This window comes from Paenibacillus sp. FSL K6-2393 (genome assembly GCF_038002545.1).
Classification (GTDB): Bacteria; Bacillota; Bacilli; order Paenibacillales; family Paenibacillaceae; genus Paenibacillus.
The window spans coordinates 2,360,867-2,376,143 of the sequence record NZ_JBBOCU010000001.1 but is presented as its reverse complement, the minus strand read 5'-3'; the positions used below and the strand labels follow the sequence as shown (position 1 = coordinate 2,376,143).

The following is a 15,277-nucleotide window of genomic DNA, read 5'->3' as shown; positions in this document are numbered from 1 at the left end:
TCCAGGGAAATATCGATTCAATCCAGCAACTAATGGTACCGTTCAGCCGTTGACAGCTACATTTCGGCGGATTTCGATGGTTGGAGGCATGTAATCTTTATATGCTTAAGTCATCAACTCCAAGGAAGTGATATGCATGGATGTTATCCGAGTAGAACGTATTCGAAAGAGATTTGAAAATAAGAATGCATTATCAGAAGTATCTTTTTCAATTCCAAAAGGTGAAATTTTGGGTTTCCTGGGTCCAAGTGGTTCTGGAAAAACAACTTTAATTAAGATTTTAACTGCGCAATTAAATCCGACAAGTGGACAGGCAACTGTATTTAACCAGCCAGTGGCGATGATGCATCAGTCTGCACAGAAGATGCGCTTTGGTATTTTGTCAGATAACAGTGGTCTATATCAAAGATTATCGATAGATGAAAATCTGGAGTTGTATCGCCAATTATATGACCTCCCTAAATCTTCGATCGATACAGTATTGCATTTTGTAAACTTAAGCGAAGAACGCAAAAAGAAAGTCATCCACTTATCGAAAGGGATGCGTCAGCGTGTTATGCTGGCATGCGCAATTATCCATGAGCCAGAATTATTATTTTTAGATGAACCTACTTCAGCTTTGGATCCGGTAAACTCCACACATATTTATAAAGGGCTACGCTACTTAAATGAGAAAGGGACAACAATTTTTCTAACGACACACGATATGTCAGAAGCAGAATTGTTATGTGACCGTGTAGCGATTTTGTTTCAAGGAGAAATCCAAGCTATTGGCTCGCCTAAGGCGCTTAGAAAACAGCATCGGGAAAACGTCGTTTGTGTAGAATTGGTAAACGGGGAAACCTACGAGCTCCCGATGAATGAAGGAACGGCTGAGCAAATTGCCGATTGGATGAAGCGAGGCTTAATCGAACGATTGGAATCGAAAGAGCCAAGTTTAGGCGATATCTTTATTAAAGTGACAGGAGGGTGAACTGCTATGAGTATCTCGTTAAAACGTGCGCGAGCAATATTTGTAAAGGACTACAAAGAGTTTTCACGCAATTATGGCATTTCCATCATGTTGCTTGTTCCGATTCTATTCGCATTTCTTTTTCGCACTGCAGGCCCTTCTCTCCCTGGGGCAATAGGTTTTCTTCTAAATATTTCGTTTGTGCTCTTAACCTCTTTCGCACAAGCATGTTTGATCGCGGAAGAAAAGGAACGTAACACCTTACGATCATTAATGATGACTCCAGCCACAACGATGGATGTATTAGTTGGTAAAAGCACCTTAGTCTTTGTCATGTCTGCTATTGTTCTGGCTATTGCTACGTATATATTAGGCTATGAGCCAGCTAGTATATGGGCATTTGCAATTGCAATCATTCTTTCAATAATTCTATACACAGCAGTAGGAACGATATGTGGTTTATTCTCTAAAACGGTCCTTGAAGCTTCATTATCAATCATTCCTGCAGCAATGGTATTTTCTGCTCCTCCTGTTGCAACAATCTTGTTTGGAGATTTCCCGATTTTTAAAATGCTGGATTATACACCAAGCATTCAACTTGTGACTTTGCTAAATATACCCCATACAGGCTTTACAATTGGAGACCTCTTAAAACCTCTCCTCATTATTTTGATATGGACGGTTGTATTAGCGATTGTGTCTGTTATTTTGTATCAACGGCGGTTAAAGGATGAGTAGCCACTCCTCGCCTACACAACCAAAATATAAAACAAACCCCGGTACACGTCTGCATTCAGCAGCGTACAACCGAGGTTCACCATTATCATTTCAATTATTAAACTACATATCTCTACTTAAACTCATCTTGTAAAATCATGCTGCCCAATAGTCAGCAGCGTCGGCCTGCTCTTACTCCACACCGAAGTGGCAATCTTCGGATTGTAATAATACAGCGCTCCGTTCGTCGGATCAGCGCCATTTAAAGCTTTCCGAGCAGCTCTGTAAGAGGTCTGGGTTGGCTTGGTATTAAACTGCCCATCGTCTACAGCCGTGAACTGGCCTTTCTGGAAAATGACCTTGGAGATCGATGACGGGAATGCATTCGAATGCACCCGATTCATGACAACCGCTCCTACAGCGACTTGCCCTTCAAAAGACTCCCCGCGCGCTTCACCATGGATCAGCTTCGCCAACTGGCGTAACGTCTCACCTTCGGCTTTGGCCTTTTTGTTCAGCCTATTCAGCGTCGCCGGACCTGCAACTCCATCTGCACTCAGTCCCTGCGCCTGCTGGAACTTGCGGACAGCGCCTTTGGTGATGGTACCGTAATATCCAGTCATTCCAGCATCGAAGTAGCCCAGATCGCTTAATTGCTCCTGCAATTGCAGCACATGTTCGCTACGAACGCCCTGTTCCAACTTCTGTGCTCCCGCAGAAGGAGCTGCCACGGTCAATCCCAGAGTCAATGCGCAGGCACCGAGAAGCATGCTGACCCGCCCTGCTCTTTTGCCAGCCATTTTCCCCTTTCCATGAGTGACTTTCCGACTGACAGTGATAGGTTCCATGGTGTCAGTAATCGTTAACAGACCCAACTCCTCATTCGTGCTATCAACTGTAGTGCGTTCATTACTGTTCATATGGCTTCCCACCTTCATCTCTTTCATCTCACTCACGCTATCTAATTCACTTATCATATTCTTTTCATTGATTTCATTCGGTTGATCCATTCCAATATTATTCTTCATCATTCCATTAACCTCCACTTTTCTGAATCCAGATCCCACATCTTCCTCCTGAATCCTCACGGTTGGACATCCCGAGTGTCATTATAGGATATAGAAAAAATGAAGTCTATCGGACCGATGACGCAGTGAAAAAACGACACCGAACATAACAAAAAGAGGCATGAGCCCATGGTCACACCATGGTCATGCCCCTTCTTGTATCAACCATATACCGCTTGTCCAACCCGTTATTTCCGTAGGCAGGCAGACCCGTACAAAAGTTGCGTTGTATTTATTGACAATTACTCGGCCAGTTCCTGACCCTTCGTTTCCCGGCCCCAGAACAGTACAGCCGCTGCGCCAATGAGGATGGTCACGAAGAAAATCGTGAAAATCAGACTGATCGCCACTTCACGCTGAACCAGCATACCGACCATTAATGGAGCAAGTACCCCACCGATCCGGCCAACTGATGTGGCAAGACCAACACCTGTCGAACGAACGGAAGTCGGATACAATTCCGGGCTGTAGGCGTACAGACCACCCCAGGCTCCCAGATTGAAGAAGGATAGACAGATTCCTGCGGCCAAGATCGTCGCTTCCGTTGTTGCCAGTCCGAACGCAATCGCACTGCATGCAGTCAAGGTAAGATACACAACCAATACGAATTTGCGACCGTAACGTTCAATGAAGTACGCCGCGGTGAAGTAACCTGGCAACTGTGCAATCGTCATGATCAGCACATATTGGAAACTTTTAACCAACGTAAATCCTTTTGCCATCACGACCGAAGGCAACCACAGGAACATTCCATAATAAGAGAAAATGACGGTAAACCACAAAATCCAGAGCATCAACGTTGTACGGCGATGTGGTGCTGACCAGACGGTAGCCACTTTCTCACGGAACGTGATTTTATGAAGCTTGGTATGATTCTTGTACCGCGGCGGGTCCTGAATGGCACGACGCAGATATAATGCGTAGAACGCCGGAAGTGCACCAATGGCAAAAGCAATTCTCCATCCGTACTCCGGGATGACAAAGTTCGCAATCAGCGCGGATACAATCCAGCCCCCTGCCCAGAAACTTTCCAATAATACAACGGCACGTCCACGTTCTGCTGTAGGCATCGACTCCGATACCAGTGTGGATGCCACGGGCAGCTCTCCGCCAAGTCCAATACCTGCAACCAGACGCAGTGCACACAACACGGCGAATCCAGTCGCCAGTGCAGACAGACCGCTTGCAATCGTGAAGATTAGTAAGGTCCACATCAGAATGGCCTTCCGTCCAAAACGGTCCGCAAGTGCACCTGCAAGCAAAGCACCGAGCGCCATACCAATCGAGTTAATACTCGTAAGCACGCCGACTTGTCCGGGACTGAGACTCCATTCCTTGGCGAGTGCAGCCACGATAAAGGAGATCATGCCAACCTCCATGGCATCAAACAGCCAGCTCATGCCGGCACTGAACAGCAGCTTGCGCTGCTTGGGATTCCGCAATACTTCCAGTTTGCTCATCACTTATAGCTCCCTTGATCTCTATGTAGTCATTCTGACACTAAATCATTATTATGCAGAATGCTCCAGAAATCAATGAAAAATAAGCTTTTCCTTCCGATTTCTGCGATACCTCACCCCTTGAGTGAACCCGCTGTCAGACCGGCAACAAAGTAACGCTGGAGCAGAAGGAACAGCACGATCATCGGAATGGCCGTTACCAGCACACCCGTAAGCATCATCGGATAGTTCGTCACGTATTCCCCGCGGAACTGCATAAGCGCGAGAGGTAAAGTGAGCTTGGACTTACTGCTGAGCATCAGCATCGGAATAAGCAAGTCATTCCATACCATGACGAGAAGGAACGTAGCTGTTGCCGCCAGCGAAGGTGCAGCCAGTGGCAGTGCAATCCGGGTATAGAGCCTCCATTCACTTGCTCCATCCATACTGCCCGCTTCCAGAATCTCCGAATTAAGCATGCGCATGAAGCCTGTCAGCATAAATACGGAAACTGGCATCAGCATTGCCGCGGATACGACAATCAAACCTGTCAGACTGTCCGACCAGCCGAGGGTACGTGTAAGGGAATAGATCGGCAGCATACTCACCTGGGAAGGAACGATCAGACCGGCTACGAACAGAGCAAACACGATTTTGCCTACACTGCCGCCCCAGCGGACAATGGCGTAAGCAATCATGCTACTCAGCAATAACTCAATGGCAACCGTACCAAGCGTCACGACCAGACTGTTTCCGAAATATTGCCACATCGGCTGATTGCGGAACATGCCAGTGATGTTATCCCACGTAAACGGGTCCGGCCAGCTGAATGGACTGGTGAAGAAGTTGCTGCTTGTTTTGAACGAGGATACAAATACAAAGTACAGCGGCACCAGAATCAGCAGCGCGTACACCAATAAGATCAGGCGATTGAACCATTTTAAAAACATGTGAACTCCCTTCTGCCTCGATTGCAGGATGAATGCTCCAACATCAACCTCAATAGCTCACCCGGTCAGCGCGTAGTGCCTTGAACTGCAATAACGTCAGCAACGCGAGCAACACCAGGAAGATCATGGAACCGGCAGAAGCCAGACCAAATGAATAGCTGCCAAAGGCGGTATGATAGATATATGTTGTCAAAATTTCAGTTGCGTAGTTCGGGCCTCCGTCCGTCATTGTAAAAATGAGGTCAAATGCCTTGAACGACTGAATGGTCGTGTAGGCCACAACAATCGTCGCCGAAGGTGCCAGCAGCGGCCAGGTCACGGTACGGAATACCTGCCATTTGCTGCCGCCGTCCATACGAGCCGCTTCATAAAGTTCTGCCGGAATACCTTGCAGACCTGCGATGAATACAATCATCATCTGTCCAGCATGGGCCCAGACTTGTACCGCAGCGATGGAATAGATGGCGATCTTGGGATCACCAATCCAGTTACGAGCGATGCTGCTCATCCCGGCTTCATTCAGTCCATAGTTGATCAATCCAATGGATGGATCATACATAAATGCCCAGATCAGTCCGACCGATACGGAGGACAGAATCGCAGGCAGGAAATACAATGCCCGAAGCACAATGCGTGTCTTGGTATTGCGTACCAGGAGCAGGGCCAGGACAAGTGAAATAAAGGTTTGTGCAATAACAACCGTTAACATAAACTCCACGTTGTTGCCAAAGGCTTTGCGGAATACGATGCTGCTGAGACTGTCCTTGTAATTATCCAGCCCTACAAATGCATACGACGGGGATACCCCGTCCCAATCCGTAAAGGAATAGAACAGCCCCGTCAATGTAGGAAATACGAACAATCCAACGTACAGCAGCAACCCAGGGATCAGAAACAGGGATAGCTGAAGACGGTTTTTCATCGTTTATTTCCCGATATGCTGATCAATGATCGCTTGTGCCTGCTGTGCTGCTTCTTCTGGAGAAGTGCCGCTCAGTACAGCCTGGATGGAGTTGGTTACTGCTTTTTGATTATCTCCGTTCAGGATGGTGAACCGTGGCTGGAACACGGTCTTTTTGCTCGCCCATTCTCCGGCTACCTGAAGCTCAGGCGTATCGTACTTCACATCATTCACCGTTACATTCTGTCCCGTTTGGTTGGCATAGTCACTCGCTACATCGGGATTGCTAAGGAATTCGAGGAACTTCTTCGCTTCTTCCGGATGTTTTGACTTGCTGTTCACGGCGAGCATGAATGTGGTCGTATGCACTCCTTCATACTTCGCTTGATCTGCGCTTACGGTAATCGGTGCAAGCAGTTTTTGCTCCAGATTTGGATTCTGCTGCTTGTTCTGAGCTAATTGATACGATCCACTTGCCAGCATCGCTGCTTTTTCTTGAATAAACAGTGCGCCAGCCGCAGGGTCCTTCGTGCCCAGTGCATCTTGCTGGAAGTAACCTTTATCGTTCAGTTCCTTGATTTGAGTCAACGTTTTCACCCAGAACTCATCCGTTAGTTTAGCTTCGCCAGCTTCCACTTTGGTAAAAATGTCGTCACTTGGTGCATTGTTCATCACCATCGTATTCATGAATTGCCCTGGGCCAATGTCCGCTCCGGCAAAGGCAATCGGAATGATGCCATTGTCTTTTAGCTTCTGGCAAAGTGCCAGGAAACCTTCCCAATCGGTCGGTGGCGTCAGGCCGTATTGTTCAAACAGTTTTACGTTATAGATAGGATCGTTATATACGAGTTGATACGGGATCGCATATTGCTTGCCATCATGCTGTCCTGATTCAATCAGCTTTGAATTGTAGGCCGAAAGGAACGAGGATCCAGTCAGATCCGTGAACAAGCCGGCTTTGGTGAAAGCTTCGAACTGAGCACCCGGGAAGGAAGCAAATACATCCCCTACCGAACCGTCACTGATTTTGGATTGTACGGTGGACTGATATTGATCGGAAGGCAGTGTCTGCATCTCCACGTTAATGTTCGGGTTTTCTTTTTCAAATGCGTCAATGCTCTTGTTCAGTGCTTCCACATCTTCTCCACGCCAGTGCATGAAGCTGATCGTAACCTTGCCTGAACCCGAGGAGCCGTTCTCTCCAGATGACGCGTTATCCCCACCGCCGCAAGCTGACAACAGGATGGACATCACCAGCATACTGACGAGCGGCAGGATCAATTTTTTATTTTTTTTCATGAAAGACGACCTCCTGAAGGATGTTATATAAGTTGAAAGAATGATTTACACTGTATCACTACGCGTTCAGAACAATCTTCCAATCGCTGTTATCCCCGAATTTCTTTGAACTATTTCTTCAATGGTTAAAATCCGGGGATAAAGGCGATCGCTTCGCTTTTCCAGATTTGTTTCGAACGCTTCGTTATCGTGTAAAAAAGTTTAACTTATTTAGTTGGTAGTAACTGAATGTTGCTTCTGTCTTGTTTTCCATTTCTCGCGAATGATCGGCATCACGGTCCGGCCGAAGATTTCGGCCTCTTCCAGATGCGGGTAACCGGATAGAATGAAGGTTGTAACGCCGAGATCTCCATATTCCATCAGACGTTCTGCGACCTGTTCGGCTGTACCTACAATAAGGATCGCACCGCCGGAACGTACAACGGACAAGCCTGCCCACAGGTTAGGACCTACGACAAACTGCTGCTTCTCGGACAGTTCCCGTAACTCGTTCTGTCTGCGTTGGTTGGTTGCATCCGTTTCGGCAAAAGCGGCTTTGGCTTTCTCGATCGCTTCTGGTGGTACTTTACTAATAATCTCCCAAGCTGCTGCCCACGCTTCTTCTTCGGTGTCCCGAATGAGCACCTGAGCACGCATGCCGTAACGGAGTTGACGATCTTTTCCCGTTTCCTCTTTCACCTGCTGACGGATGACCTCAATCTCTTCGATCTGCTCCTGAATCCAGTCATGAGGCTCGCCCCACATGAGGAACGTATCTGCATGTTCAACAGCGACCTTCTTGGCAATCGGAGAACTTCCTCCCAGATAGAATGGTGGATGCGGATTTTGCACCGTCTCCGGCATGCCTACCGGTCCTTTGAAGTTGTAATACTGGCCGTTAAATTCAGGATTGGGATCGCTGGGTGCATCTGCACCAGATTTTGAACCACTTCCGGCAAACTCCGTCAGATTCAGTCCCGTCGATTGGGTCCATGAACGCTTCATCACTTCCATGTACTCGCTCGCCCGGACATACCGTTCATCATGCGCATGTGCCAGTGGATCGCCGAGTTCCTCCAGATCTCGAACAGAACTGCCTGTTACCACATTGATCATGGCGCGACCACCAGAGAGCTGATCCAGTGCCGCTCCCATGCGTGCAGCGAGTACGGGTGTAACCAATCCCGGGCGAATGGCGACAAGGGGACGCAATGTCTTCGTGTGACTCATCACAGCCGAGCCAACCACCCATGCGTCCAGACAGGCTCCCCCTGTCGGAATCAGTACAAATTCAAATCCTGCCTTCTCCGCTGTCTGTGCCACATCGACCAGATAATCAAGACTTGGCTCACGCTCTGGGGTAACCCCTACATACTTACCATCCCCTGCTGTAGGCAAAAACCATCCAAACTTCATATCTTCCTGTTCGCTCACAAAAGTCAATCCCTTCTATGAATAAATAAAGTCTCATGTTAAAAAAGTTACCGTTACGCCTCCTTGACGTTCCGGGTACGAATCGTTCTTCCGATCACTGTTATCCTTGAATTTTTTTGATTCTCCTTTTTAAAGGTAAAAATTCAATGATAGCTTATGCTTCAGATGTAGCTTTCTTTCAGAAAGCTTTCAGGCGACCGCTTCGCTTCTTCAGAATCGATTTCGTCCCCTCCACTACTTGGCATCTCTTGAAATTTATTTTTAAAGTGCGCCTAATTTCTAACTCATTTTCAAAGTACACACTCAAATGCCGATTAATTAACTTGGTTTAATAGGTATGGACATCATAACAATTGATTTGTCTGTGAGCAATGTCATTTCGCGGCAATTTCATTTTGTCATTTTGTGGTCTTTTCTCAGATTTAGGTCTTCGTGATCTTGAATATGTATAAAACCCACCTGTATAATAGGTTATAAGTGAAACTTTTAAAATCTACAAACGATACTTATACAATAAAGAGGTGTTCCTGATGACCGAGAGCATGAAGGAGGACCACCATGAGTTTTTGGATATTATTTTCTTCACTCCATCTGAATTCGAGAAAGCTGGTGGCGCTTGGCCGATTCGCATTGGCCGCAATATAGCCAAGACCAACTATCATATTGGCCCGCGTACTACGCCTTATCATTATTTGCTATTTGTGCTGGAGGGGGAAGGTACATTCATACAGAACGGACAGCGTCATGCCCTTCGAGCCAGGGATGCATTCTGTCTGTTTCCACATGTTCCCCATGAGTACTGGACTGATCCAGAGAACACGTTGCAGAAAATATTCATTGCATTTGATGGCGCACATGCATCGGAACTGCTTTCCCGAATTGGACTTACACCCGACTCACCGTACCGTTCAGGTGTACTTACCCCGGAGACCGCAAGTGCGATGCGCGCATTTATGGAGGATGTTCGCAAACCACAGGACGGAGCGAGTGATCTGGGACGACTCACCCGGTTTCTAAACCTCTTTGACCGGATAGCCCGTTCCCCGGCAACCAAAGGATTGCAACCGGATTCGGCCACACCTTGGCTTCAGAAAGGCAAGGAATACATGGACATTCATTTTGCAGGCGGCATCTCCGTGGAAGGTGTGTCCGCTCATGCAGGTGTGGATCGAACCCATTTTGCCAAACAGTTCCGCAAAGCCTATGGTCTGTCCCCTGTACAATATATTCAGCAATTGAAAATGAATCAGGCCAAACGTCTGCTCGTGCAGACGCCGCTAAGCTTGACTGAAGTGGCTCATTCCGTAGGTTACCCGGACTTGTTCTCCTTCTCCAAAGCGTTCAAAAAGCAGGTCGGTTTGCCGCCCAATCGCTATCGTACAGCGGAGAGCACGAAAGAATGAGGGAGCGACCTTTCGCTCCCCAGCCTATAATCCATGCCTCATGCACCACGCCTTGTATGCGGTTGTGTAAGATGTCACCTCAATCAATTTACATTGGCTCCTGAGTTTCATATCCTGCACATCATCGTGCTGCAAAATCCATTACGAAATCTACCACAAAAAAAGGCAAGCCCCATCTAACCGGGACTTGCCTTCCTTGTATACTATAGTCATGACACACGTACCCGAAACGAGGAACTTTTTTTACGTTGACGTAACGCTATTCCTTCTCCTCATCCTTTCGTGCAAGTGGAATACCATTCTCCTTAGCATACCATGCTTCATAATGATGCACAGCCACACCTGCAAAAGAAGAATGAGAGGAACCCAGATCAAACACCTTCGCCATCTCTTCATTCATATTGCTAACCGCTTTGCGGAAAAAGGTCAGGTGATCCCCCTCGTGTGTGTCCGCGAGTTCCGCTCCGATCCAGACTTTCTTGCCGAGATCATCCGCTTCGTCCAGTTCTTCCTTGGACAGATCATACATCTGCTGTCCGCTGTCCCGGTAAGCCATAATGGCTACCGCATCGAAGTGGGAAATGACCCAGCGACTGAATGTACCCTCACCTTCAGCCGACTGACGGGCATCAAGCCAGAACGGAATGGCAGCGCTCATGTACAGTCCGGCATCCTCGCCGGCTTTTGTCCAAGCCTTCATGTTGTTCTGCCACTCTGCAATGACGCTGCTCTCCTCGTTCTCCCAGCGTTTCAGCTGATACGGCTCCACATCCAGTTGAATGCCCTGGAAGCGTTCATGCTTGGCGGAAGCTGCATTGTATGCTCGTACTCGCTCGATAAAAGCAAGCCCTTCATCCCGCTTTTCCTCATAGGCCCAGTCTGCATGACCGTTAAGTCCATGCACTTCAATCTCAGCCTGCCCTGCAGCCGCAATGAATTTACGGTATGTTGCATCAGGCACCTCATCCTGGATTTGCAGGAAGATGGTATCTACGCCCTGTTCTTTGGAAAAAGCAATAATCTCAGGCGTCTGTTCTGCAATAATGGACGCGTCCCACAGCCAGGTCGCTTTGTGTTCCTCCGCCTGGAACCATTTGAACATCCAAGACAGAAGCAGCAGGCACAACACCACAGCCAGAATGGCCCATTTCGCCATACCCACCAGTTTGCCCCGTTGCCTCATATATTTCCTCAGACGAGCAACGCTTCACTTGGTTCAAGCACAGGATGCTGTACCGAGTGACCAATCTTGTAAATATGTGGATGTGTGTACGAACGGAACGCATTACGTGTATCCAGAATCGGCACACCCATCTCGGCAATATCAAAGTAAGGCAAATCGCTGTGGTTGGTGATCAGCACGATGCAATCGTACTTTTTGAACTGCTCCAGATTGAACACTTCGCTGTGTACGGTCTCGCCATGTTTGTCCTTGAAGGAATCCGCATGTGGGTCGTAGTAGCTTACGTTAGCTCCACTTTCCTTGAACAGTTCATATACTTCCAGTCCTGGTGATTCACGCAGGTCGGCAATATTCGGTTTGTACGACATACCGAGGAGCAGAATATTGGATTTACGTACGGATTTAGCGTATTCGTTCAGAATCGTTGACGTTTTGTTCAACACATAATATGGCATGTTGTCATTGGTGGATTGCGCCAGCTCAATGAATTTGCTATAGAAACGGAAGCCTTTGGCCTTCCATGACAGGTACATCGGATCAAGCGGAATGCAGTGTCCACCGATGCCTGGGCCCGGATAGAATGGCATGAAACCAAACGGTTTCGTTGCCGCCGCATCAATAACTTCCCAGATATCGATTCCCATGCGGTCGCACATCATCGCCATTTCATTCACAAAGGCAATGTTCACGCTACGGAATGTGTTCTCCAGCAGTTTGGACATCTCAGCCACTTTTGGCGAAGATACCGGTACTACAGTTTCTACATATTTGCTATATAACGCTGTTCCGAGTTTCAAGCAAGCTTCGGTCGTGCCCCCAATCACTTTCGGCGTATTAAATGTTGTGAAACGTCCGTTCGACGGGTCCACACGCTCAGGCGAGAAGCACAGGAAGTAATCTTTTCCTGCTTCATGTCCAATTTTGTCCAGCTCATCCTGGATCAGCTCTTCGGTTGTACCTGGATAAGTAGTGCTCTCCAGCGTAATCAGCATGCCTGGTTTCATATGCAGTTTGATCTGATCCACAACAGTCTCGATGTAAGACGTATCCGGGTCCTGATTTTCACTAAGCGGTGTCGGTACGCAGATACTGAGTGCGTCGATCACGCGCAGCATACTGTAATCTGTCGTTGGCTGGAAACGACCGCTTTGCATTACTTTTTTCAACTCATCGGACGAAATATCGTGAATATAGGAATCTCCTTGATAGATACTTTCTACTTTGGACGCATCCAGATCAATTCCGATTACCGTGAAACCTTGATTGACCATTTCCACGGCAAGTGGAAGTCCTACGTAACCGAGCCCGACGACGCCGAGTACAGCTTCTTTATTTTCAATCGCATTCAGTAATGTGTGGAATTGTTGATTCTCCATGATATTCCCTCCGGGCAGTGTATTTTGTTGGTGCTTAAAATCCATATAAATAGATGAGTGTCTGTGCTCTAAATGTTGCTCTAATCTATCTTCTAATGAAGGCAGCGTCTGATTCGGGCATCCAGCTCTACAGGCGAAAACGGTTTGGTCATGTAATCATCCACGCCGCTGCGGAAGCATTGACTAATCGTCTGCTCGACACGTTGCTCGGTCAACACGACAATTTTGGGTGGCTGCTCCATCTCCAGGTTCTGGATATGATGGATGAATGGCAGACCGTCGATGCCATACAGATTCAGCTCCGTGAGCACCAGGTCTGGTGTAACCTTCTCGATCAACTCCAGTGCAGCCAGTCCATCGACAGCTTCATAGGTTTCGTACCCCTGCATCTTCAACCGCAATTGCAGGAATTCGCGTACCGTAGGATCGTTGTCCACAATCAAAATGCGTTCCGGTTCGTCCGCCGTATTGTCCAGCGTGTAGATATGAATCTCCGACGAATCTACGAGCTTCGAGGATTCAGCCATATGCTGAATAGTTGCCTTCGAAGGGCGCTCCCCTTCCGGGAAACTGGCCAGTGTAATCTGTGGATCGGCACCGGGTACAGTCTCTTGCAGTTCATGCTTGATTCGAAGTCCTTCATAATGAACTTCATCCAGTGACAACCCTGGCAGCAGGACGGCAATCGCCTGAGTGGCCCCATCCTTCCACACCTGGAAGGCTGTCCCGCTCGTCTGCTCCAGATGTGTCCTGACCTGCTGCTCAGGTTGAGAGTTTCCTGCACAATGGATGAACATTAAGCCGCATGTTTCGGCACCCGTTTCCTTCAATCCCTGTTCTACACTTCGGTACACATTAACGGCAGCCTCACGCTGCAATGTCGCCGTATTTGGCATGTTCTTTTCCACCCTTCTCCTCGATTATCTATATAAGTCCAAAAAATGTTATTTACACTGACACTCCGATGACAGAACAACCTTTCGATCACTGTTATCCCCAGATTTTTTTGATTCCTTTATACAAGGGGAAATCCGGGAATAAGCGTATGCTTTCGATGCAGCTTTCTTTCAGAAAGCTTTTAGGTGCACGCTTCGCTTCTTCAGGCTTTTTCTGCCCTCTCCGTTATCGTGTAAATGTCTAGTTGGACATATAATTGCTTTGATTATTCTTTAATCAAGCGGCTTCGCTTGTTTTCTTCTCATCCTCGGACCAGCTTTGCCGTGTCATGGTACCCCATGAGTTGTTGTTTTGCATGAACTGCACATGTCCCTGCAATCTCCACAGTACGCCCAGCTGATGGTAACCCACGAATTTCAGCGCGGAGTAGACGAGCATTTTGACCAGATCGGAGAGTTTGTTGTAACGCTTGAAAGCAATCTCCTCCAGAACAAGTGCGCCTACACTCAGCAGATAACCACTCACAAAGTTCAGCAGTCCGAACAGAACCAGAATCGGCCATTGCGTCATATCCAGAAGCACATATCCGGCGAGTGCCAGAAGTCCGGTAATCCGGAAATACGGGTTCAACGCTTCAAAAAGGACGTTATATGGCATGGTCACCATACCCATAACCTTATATTTCGGATTGAACAGCATGCCCCGATTCTCCAGCATGTTCTTCAGGTTCCCACGGCCCCAGCGCTTGCGCTGACTGGACAAGATCCGGTAGGAATCCGGTGCCTGCGTCCAGCACACAGCCTCAGGGCAGAAGGCAATGCGATACTTCAATTTGTTTTCCAGCATGTAACGGTGAAGTTTAATGATGATGTTCATGTCTTCCCCAGGATAACCATCCCGGTATCCGCCTACGGCGATTACTGCGTCCTTGCGGAACATGCCGAAGGCACCAGAGACAATGATCAGACCGTTCATGTGACTCCAGCCAATCCGTCCACCCAGGAAGGCTTTGAGATATTCGATCGACTGGAACATGGGCCAGATCTTGCGTGGCAGCGATACATCTTGCACTGCCCCGTTTTCAATTTTGCAGCCATTAGCGATCCTTACATCTCCACCGATGGCTACTGTCTCTTCCGGATTCTCCATATACATGCGAGCCATGCGGATCAGGGCATCCTTCTCCAGCAACGAATCAGCATCGATGGAAGAGATCAACGGATAATGGGACAGGTTGATCCCGGCATTGAGGGAATCGGCCTTACCGCCGTTTTCCTTGTCAATGACATACAGATCCGGGAACTCTGGATTGTGGTAGATCCCACGAATTTTCTGACAGGCGATCTTACCCCGAATCTTCGTATTGGGTACTGGCTTCAGACGATATTCTTTCAACAGGATATTCAGTGTCGCATCACTGGAGCCATCATTTACAACAATGACTTCATATGTTGGATAATTCAGCGTCATCAGACAGTTCACATTTTCAATAATCGTCAGTTCCTCGTTGTACGCCGGTACCAGCAGAGAGACCGAAGGCACCAGTTCCGAGCCTGACAATGTATTGTATTTGGAATAATGCGACCGTCGGAAGATCGTCCAGATATTACGGAACGATAAAGCCAGAATGGAAAAATAGAGCGTATTTACAAAAACAACATAGTAGATTGCGACCATGCC

At 47.8% G+C, this 15,277-nt stretch carries 13 protein-coding genes; 3 read left to right on the top strand and 10 right to left on the bottom strand.

Annotated elements, in window-relative coordinates; genetic code table 11:
- Positions 1 to 136 precede the first annotated feature (136 nt).
- Together MHI14_RS10425 and MHI14_RS10420 are read left to right on the top strand one after the other, a co-directional pair.
- Positions 137 to 973, top strand: a complete 837-nt coding sequence (locus tag MHI14_RS10425) for an ABC transporter ATP-binding protein (protein ID WP_341130271.1) — start codon at positions 137 to 139, stop codon at positions 971 to 973.
- 6 nt (positions 974 to 979) lie between these two features.
- Complete coding sequence (locus MHI14_RS10420; RefSeq protein ID WP_341130270.1) at positions 980 to 1,690, top strand: ABC transporter permease; 711 nt, start codon at positions 980 to 982, stop codon at positions 1,688 to 1,690.
- Positions 1,691 to 1,812: 122 nt separating this feature from the next.
- Here MHI14_RS10420 and MHI14_RS10415 read toward each other — a convergent pair whose 3' ends face one another.
- The 6 genes from MHI14_RS10415 to MHI14_RS10390 all read right to left on the bottom strand — a co-directional run bounded on the left by MHI14_RS10415 (position 1,813) and on the right by MHI14_RS10390 (position 8,720).
- A complete protein-coding gene (locus tag MHI14_RS10415) occupies positions 1,813 to 2,469 on the bottom strand; it encodes a cell wall hydrolase (RefSeq protein WP_445670361.1) in 657 nt (218 codons plus the stop codon).
- A gap of 509 nt (positions 2,470 to 2,978) precedes the next feature.
- Positions 2,979 to 4,196, bottom strand: a complete 1,218-nt coding sequence (locus tag MHI14_RS10410) for an MFS transporter (RefSeq protein ID WP_133385462.1) — start codon at positions 4,194 to 4,196, stop codon at positions 2,979 to 2,981.
- Positions 4,197 to 4,309: 113 nt separating this feature from the next.
- Positions 4,310 to 5,125 carry a carbohydrate ABC transporter permease gene (locus MHI14_RS10405; RefSeq protein ID WP_017687488.1) on the bottom strand — a complete coding sequence of 272 codons (816 nt, stop codon included), beginning with the start codon at positions 5,123 to 5,125 and terminating at the stop codon, positions 4,310 to 4,312.
- Between the two features lie 49 nt (positions 5,126 to 5,174).
- The gene (locus MHI14_RS10400; protein ID WP_017687487.1) at positions 5,175 to 6,047 is read right to left on the bottom strand and encodes a carbohydrate ABC transporter permease; all 873 of its coding nucleotides are present in this window, start codon (positions 6,045 to 6,047) and stop codon (positions 5,175 to 5,177) included.
- Positions 6,048 to 6,050: 3 nt separating this feature from the next.
- A complete protein-coding gene (locus tag MHI14_RS10395) occupies positions 6,051 to 7,325 on the bottom strand; it encodes an ABC transporter substrate-binding protein (RefSeq protein WP_133385464.1) in 1,275 nt (424 codons plus the stop codon).
- A 210-nt stretch (positions 7,326 to 7,535) separates the two neighbouring features.
- Positions 7,536 to 8,720, bottom strand: a complete 1,185-nt coding sequence (locus tag MHI14_RS10390; RefSeq protein WP_341131692.1) for an LLM class flavin-dependent oxidoreductase — start codon at positions 8,718 to 8,720, stop codon at positions 7,536 to 7,538.
- A 548-nt stretch (positions 8,721 to 9,268) separates the two neighbouring features.
- Here MHI14_RS10390 and MHI14_RS10385 point away from each other — a divergent pair.
- Positions 9,269 to 10,141, top strand: a complete 873-nt coding sequence (locus MHI14_RS10385; RefSeq protein WP_341130268.1) for a helix-turn-helix transcriptional regulator — start codon at positions 9,269 to 9,271, stop codon at positions 10,139 to 10,141.
- Positions 10,142 to 10,400: 259 nt separating this feature from the next.
- On the opposite strand, the gene MHI14_RS10380 is transcribed toward MHI14_RS10385, so the two are convergent.
- The 4 genes from MHI14_RS10380 to MHI14_RS10365 form a co-directional block, all read right to left on the bottom strand.
- On the bottom strand, positions 10,401 to 11,324 hold the full coding sequence (locus MHI14_RS10380; protein WP_341130267.1) for a hypothetical protein: 924 nt from the start codon (positions 11,322 to 11,324) through the stop codon (positions 10,401 to 10,403).
- 8 nt (positions 11,325 to 11,332) lie between these two features.
- Positions 11,333 to 12,700: a nucleotide sugar dehydrogenase gene (locus MHI14_RS10375; RefSeq protein ID WP_124116107.1), complete on the bottom strand. Its 1,368-nt coding sequence runs from the start codon at positions 12,698 to 12,700 to the stop codon at positions 11,333 to 11,335.
- Between the two features lie 92 nt (positions 12,701 to 12,792).
- Positions 12,793 to 13,596: a response regulator transcription factor gene (locus tag MHI14_RS10370; RefSeq protein ID WP_124116106.1), complete on the bottom strand. Its 804-nt coding sequence runs from the start codon at positions 13,594 to 13,596 to the stop codon at positions 12,793 to 12,795.
- 277 nt (positions 13,597 to 13,873) lie between these two features.
- A complete protein-coding gene (locus tag MHI14_RS10365) occupies positions 13,874 to 15,274 on the bottom strand; it encodes a glycosyltransferase family 2 protein (protein ID WP_176872555.1) in 1,401 nt (466 codons plus the stop codon).
- Positions 15,275 to 15,277 lie beyond the last annotated feature (3 nt).

Coding starts and splice junctions, on each gene's coding strand:
- MHI14_RS10425 (WP_341130271.1), top strand. CDS start 137: ATGGATGTTATCCGAGTAGAACGTATTCGAAAGAGATTTGAAAATAAG.
- MHI14_RS10420 (WP_341130270.1), top strand. CDS start 980: ATGAGTATCTCGTTAAAACGTGCGCGAGCAATATTTGTAAAGGACTAC.
- MHI14_RS10415 (WP_445670361.1), bottom strand. CDS start 2,469: ATGGCTGGCAAAAGAGCAGGGCGGGTCAGCATGCTTCTCGGTGCCTGC.
- MHI14_RS10410 (WP_133385462.1), bottom strand. CDS start 4,196: ATGAGCAAACTGGAAGTATTGCGGAATCCCAAGCAGCGCAAGCTGCTG.
- MHI14_RS10405 (WP_017687488.1), bottom strand. CDS start 5,125: ATGTTTTTAAAATGGTTCAATCGCCTGATCTTATTGGTGTACGCGCTG.
- MHI14_RS10400 (WP_017687487.1), bottom strand. CDS start 6,047: ATGAAAAACCGTCTTCAGCTATCCCTGTTTCTGATCCCTGGGTTGCTG.
- MHI14_RS10395 (WP_133385464.1), bottom strand. CDS start 7,325: ATGAAAAAAAATAAAAAATTGATCCTGCCGCTCGTCAGTATGCTGGTG.
- MHI14_RS10390 (WP_341131692.1), bottom strand. CDS start 8,720: ATGAAGTTTGGATGGTTTTTGCCTACAGCAGGGGATGGTAAGTATGTA.
- MHI14_RS10385 (WP_341130268.1), top strand. CDS start 9,269: ATGACCGAGAGCATGAAGGAGGACCACCATGAGTTTTTGGATATTATT.
- MHI14_RS10380 (WP_341130267.1), bottom strand. CDS start 11,324: ATGAGGCAACGGGGCAAACTGGTGGGTATGGCGAAATGGGCCATTCTG.
- MHI14_RS10375 (WP_124116107.1), bottom strand. CDS start 12,700: ATGGAGAATCAACAATTCCACACATTACTGAATGCGATTGAAAATAAA.
- MHI14_RS10370 (WP_124116106.1), bottom strand. CDS start 13,596: ATGCCAAATACGGCGACATTGCAGCGTGAGGCTGCCGTTAATGTGTAC.
- MHI14_RS10365 (WP_176872555.1), bottom strand. CDS start 15,274: ATGGTCGCAATCTACTATGTTGTTTTTGTAAATACGCTCTATTTTTCC.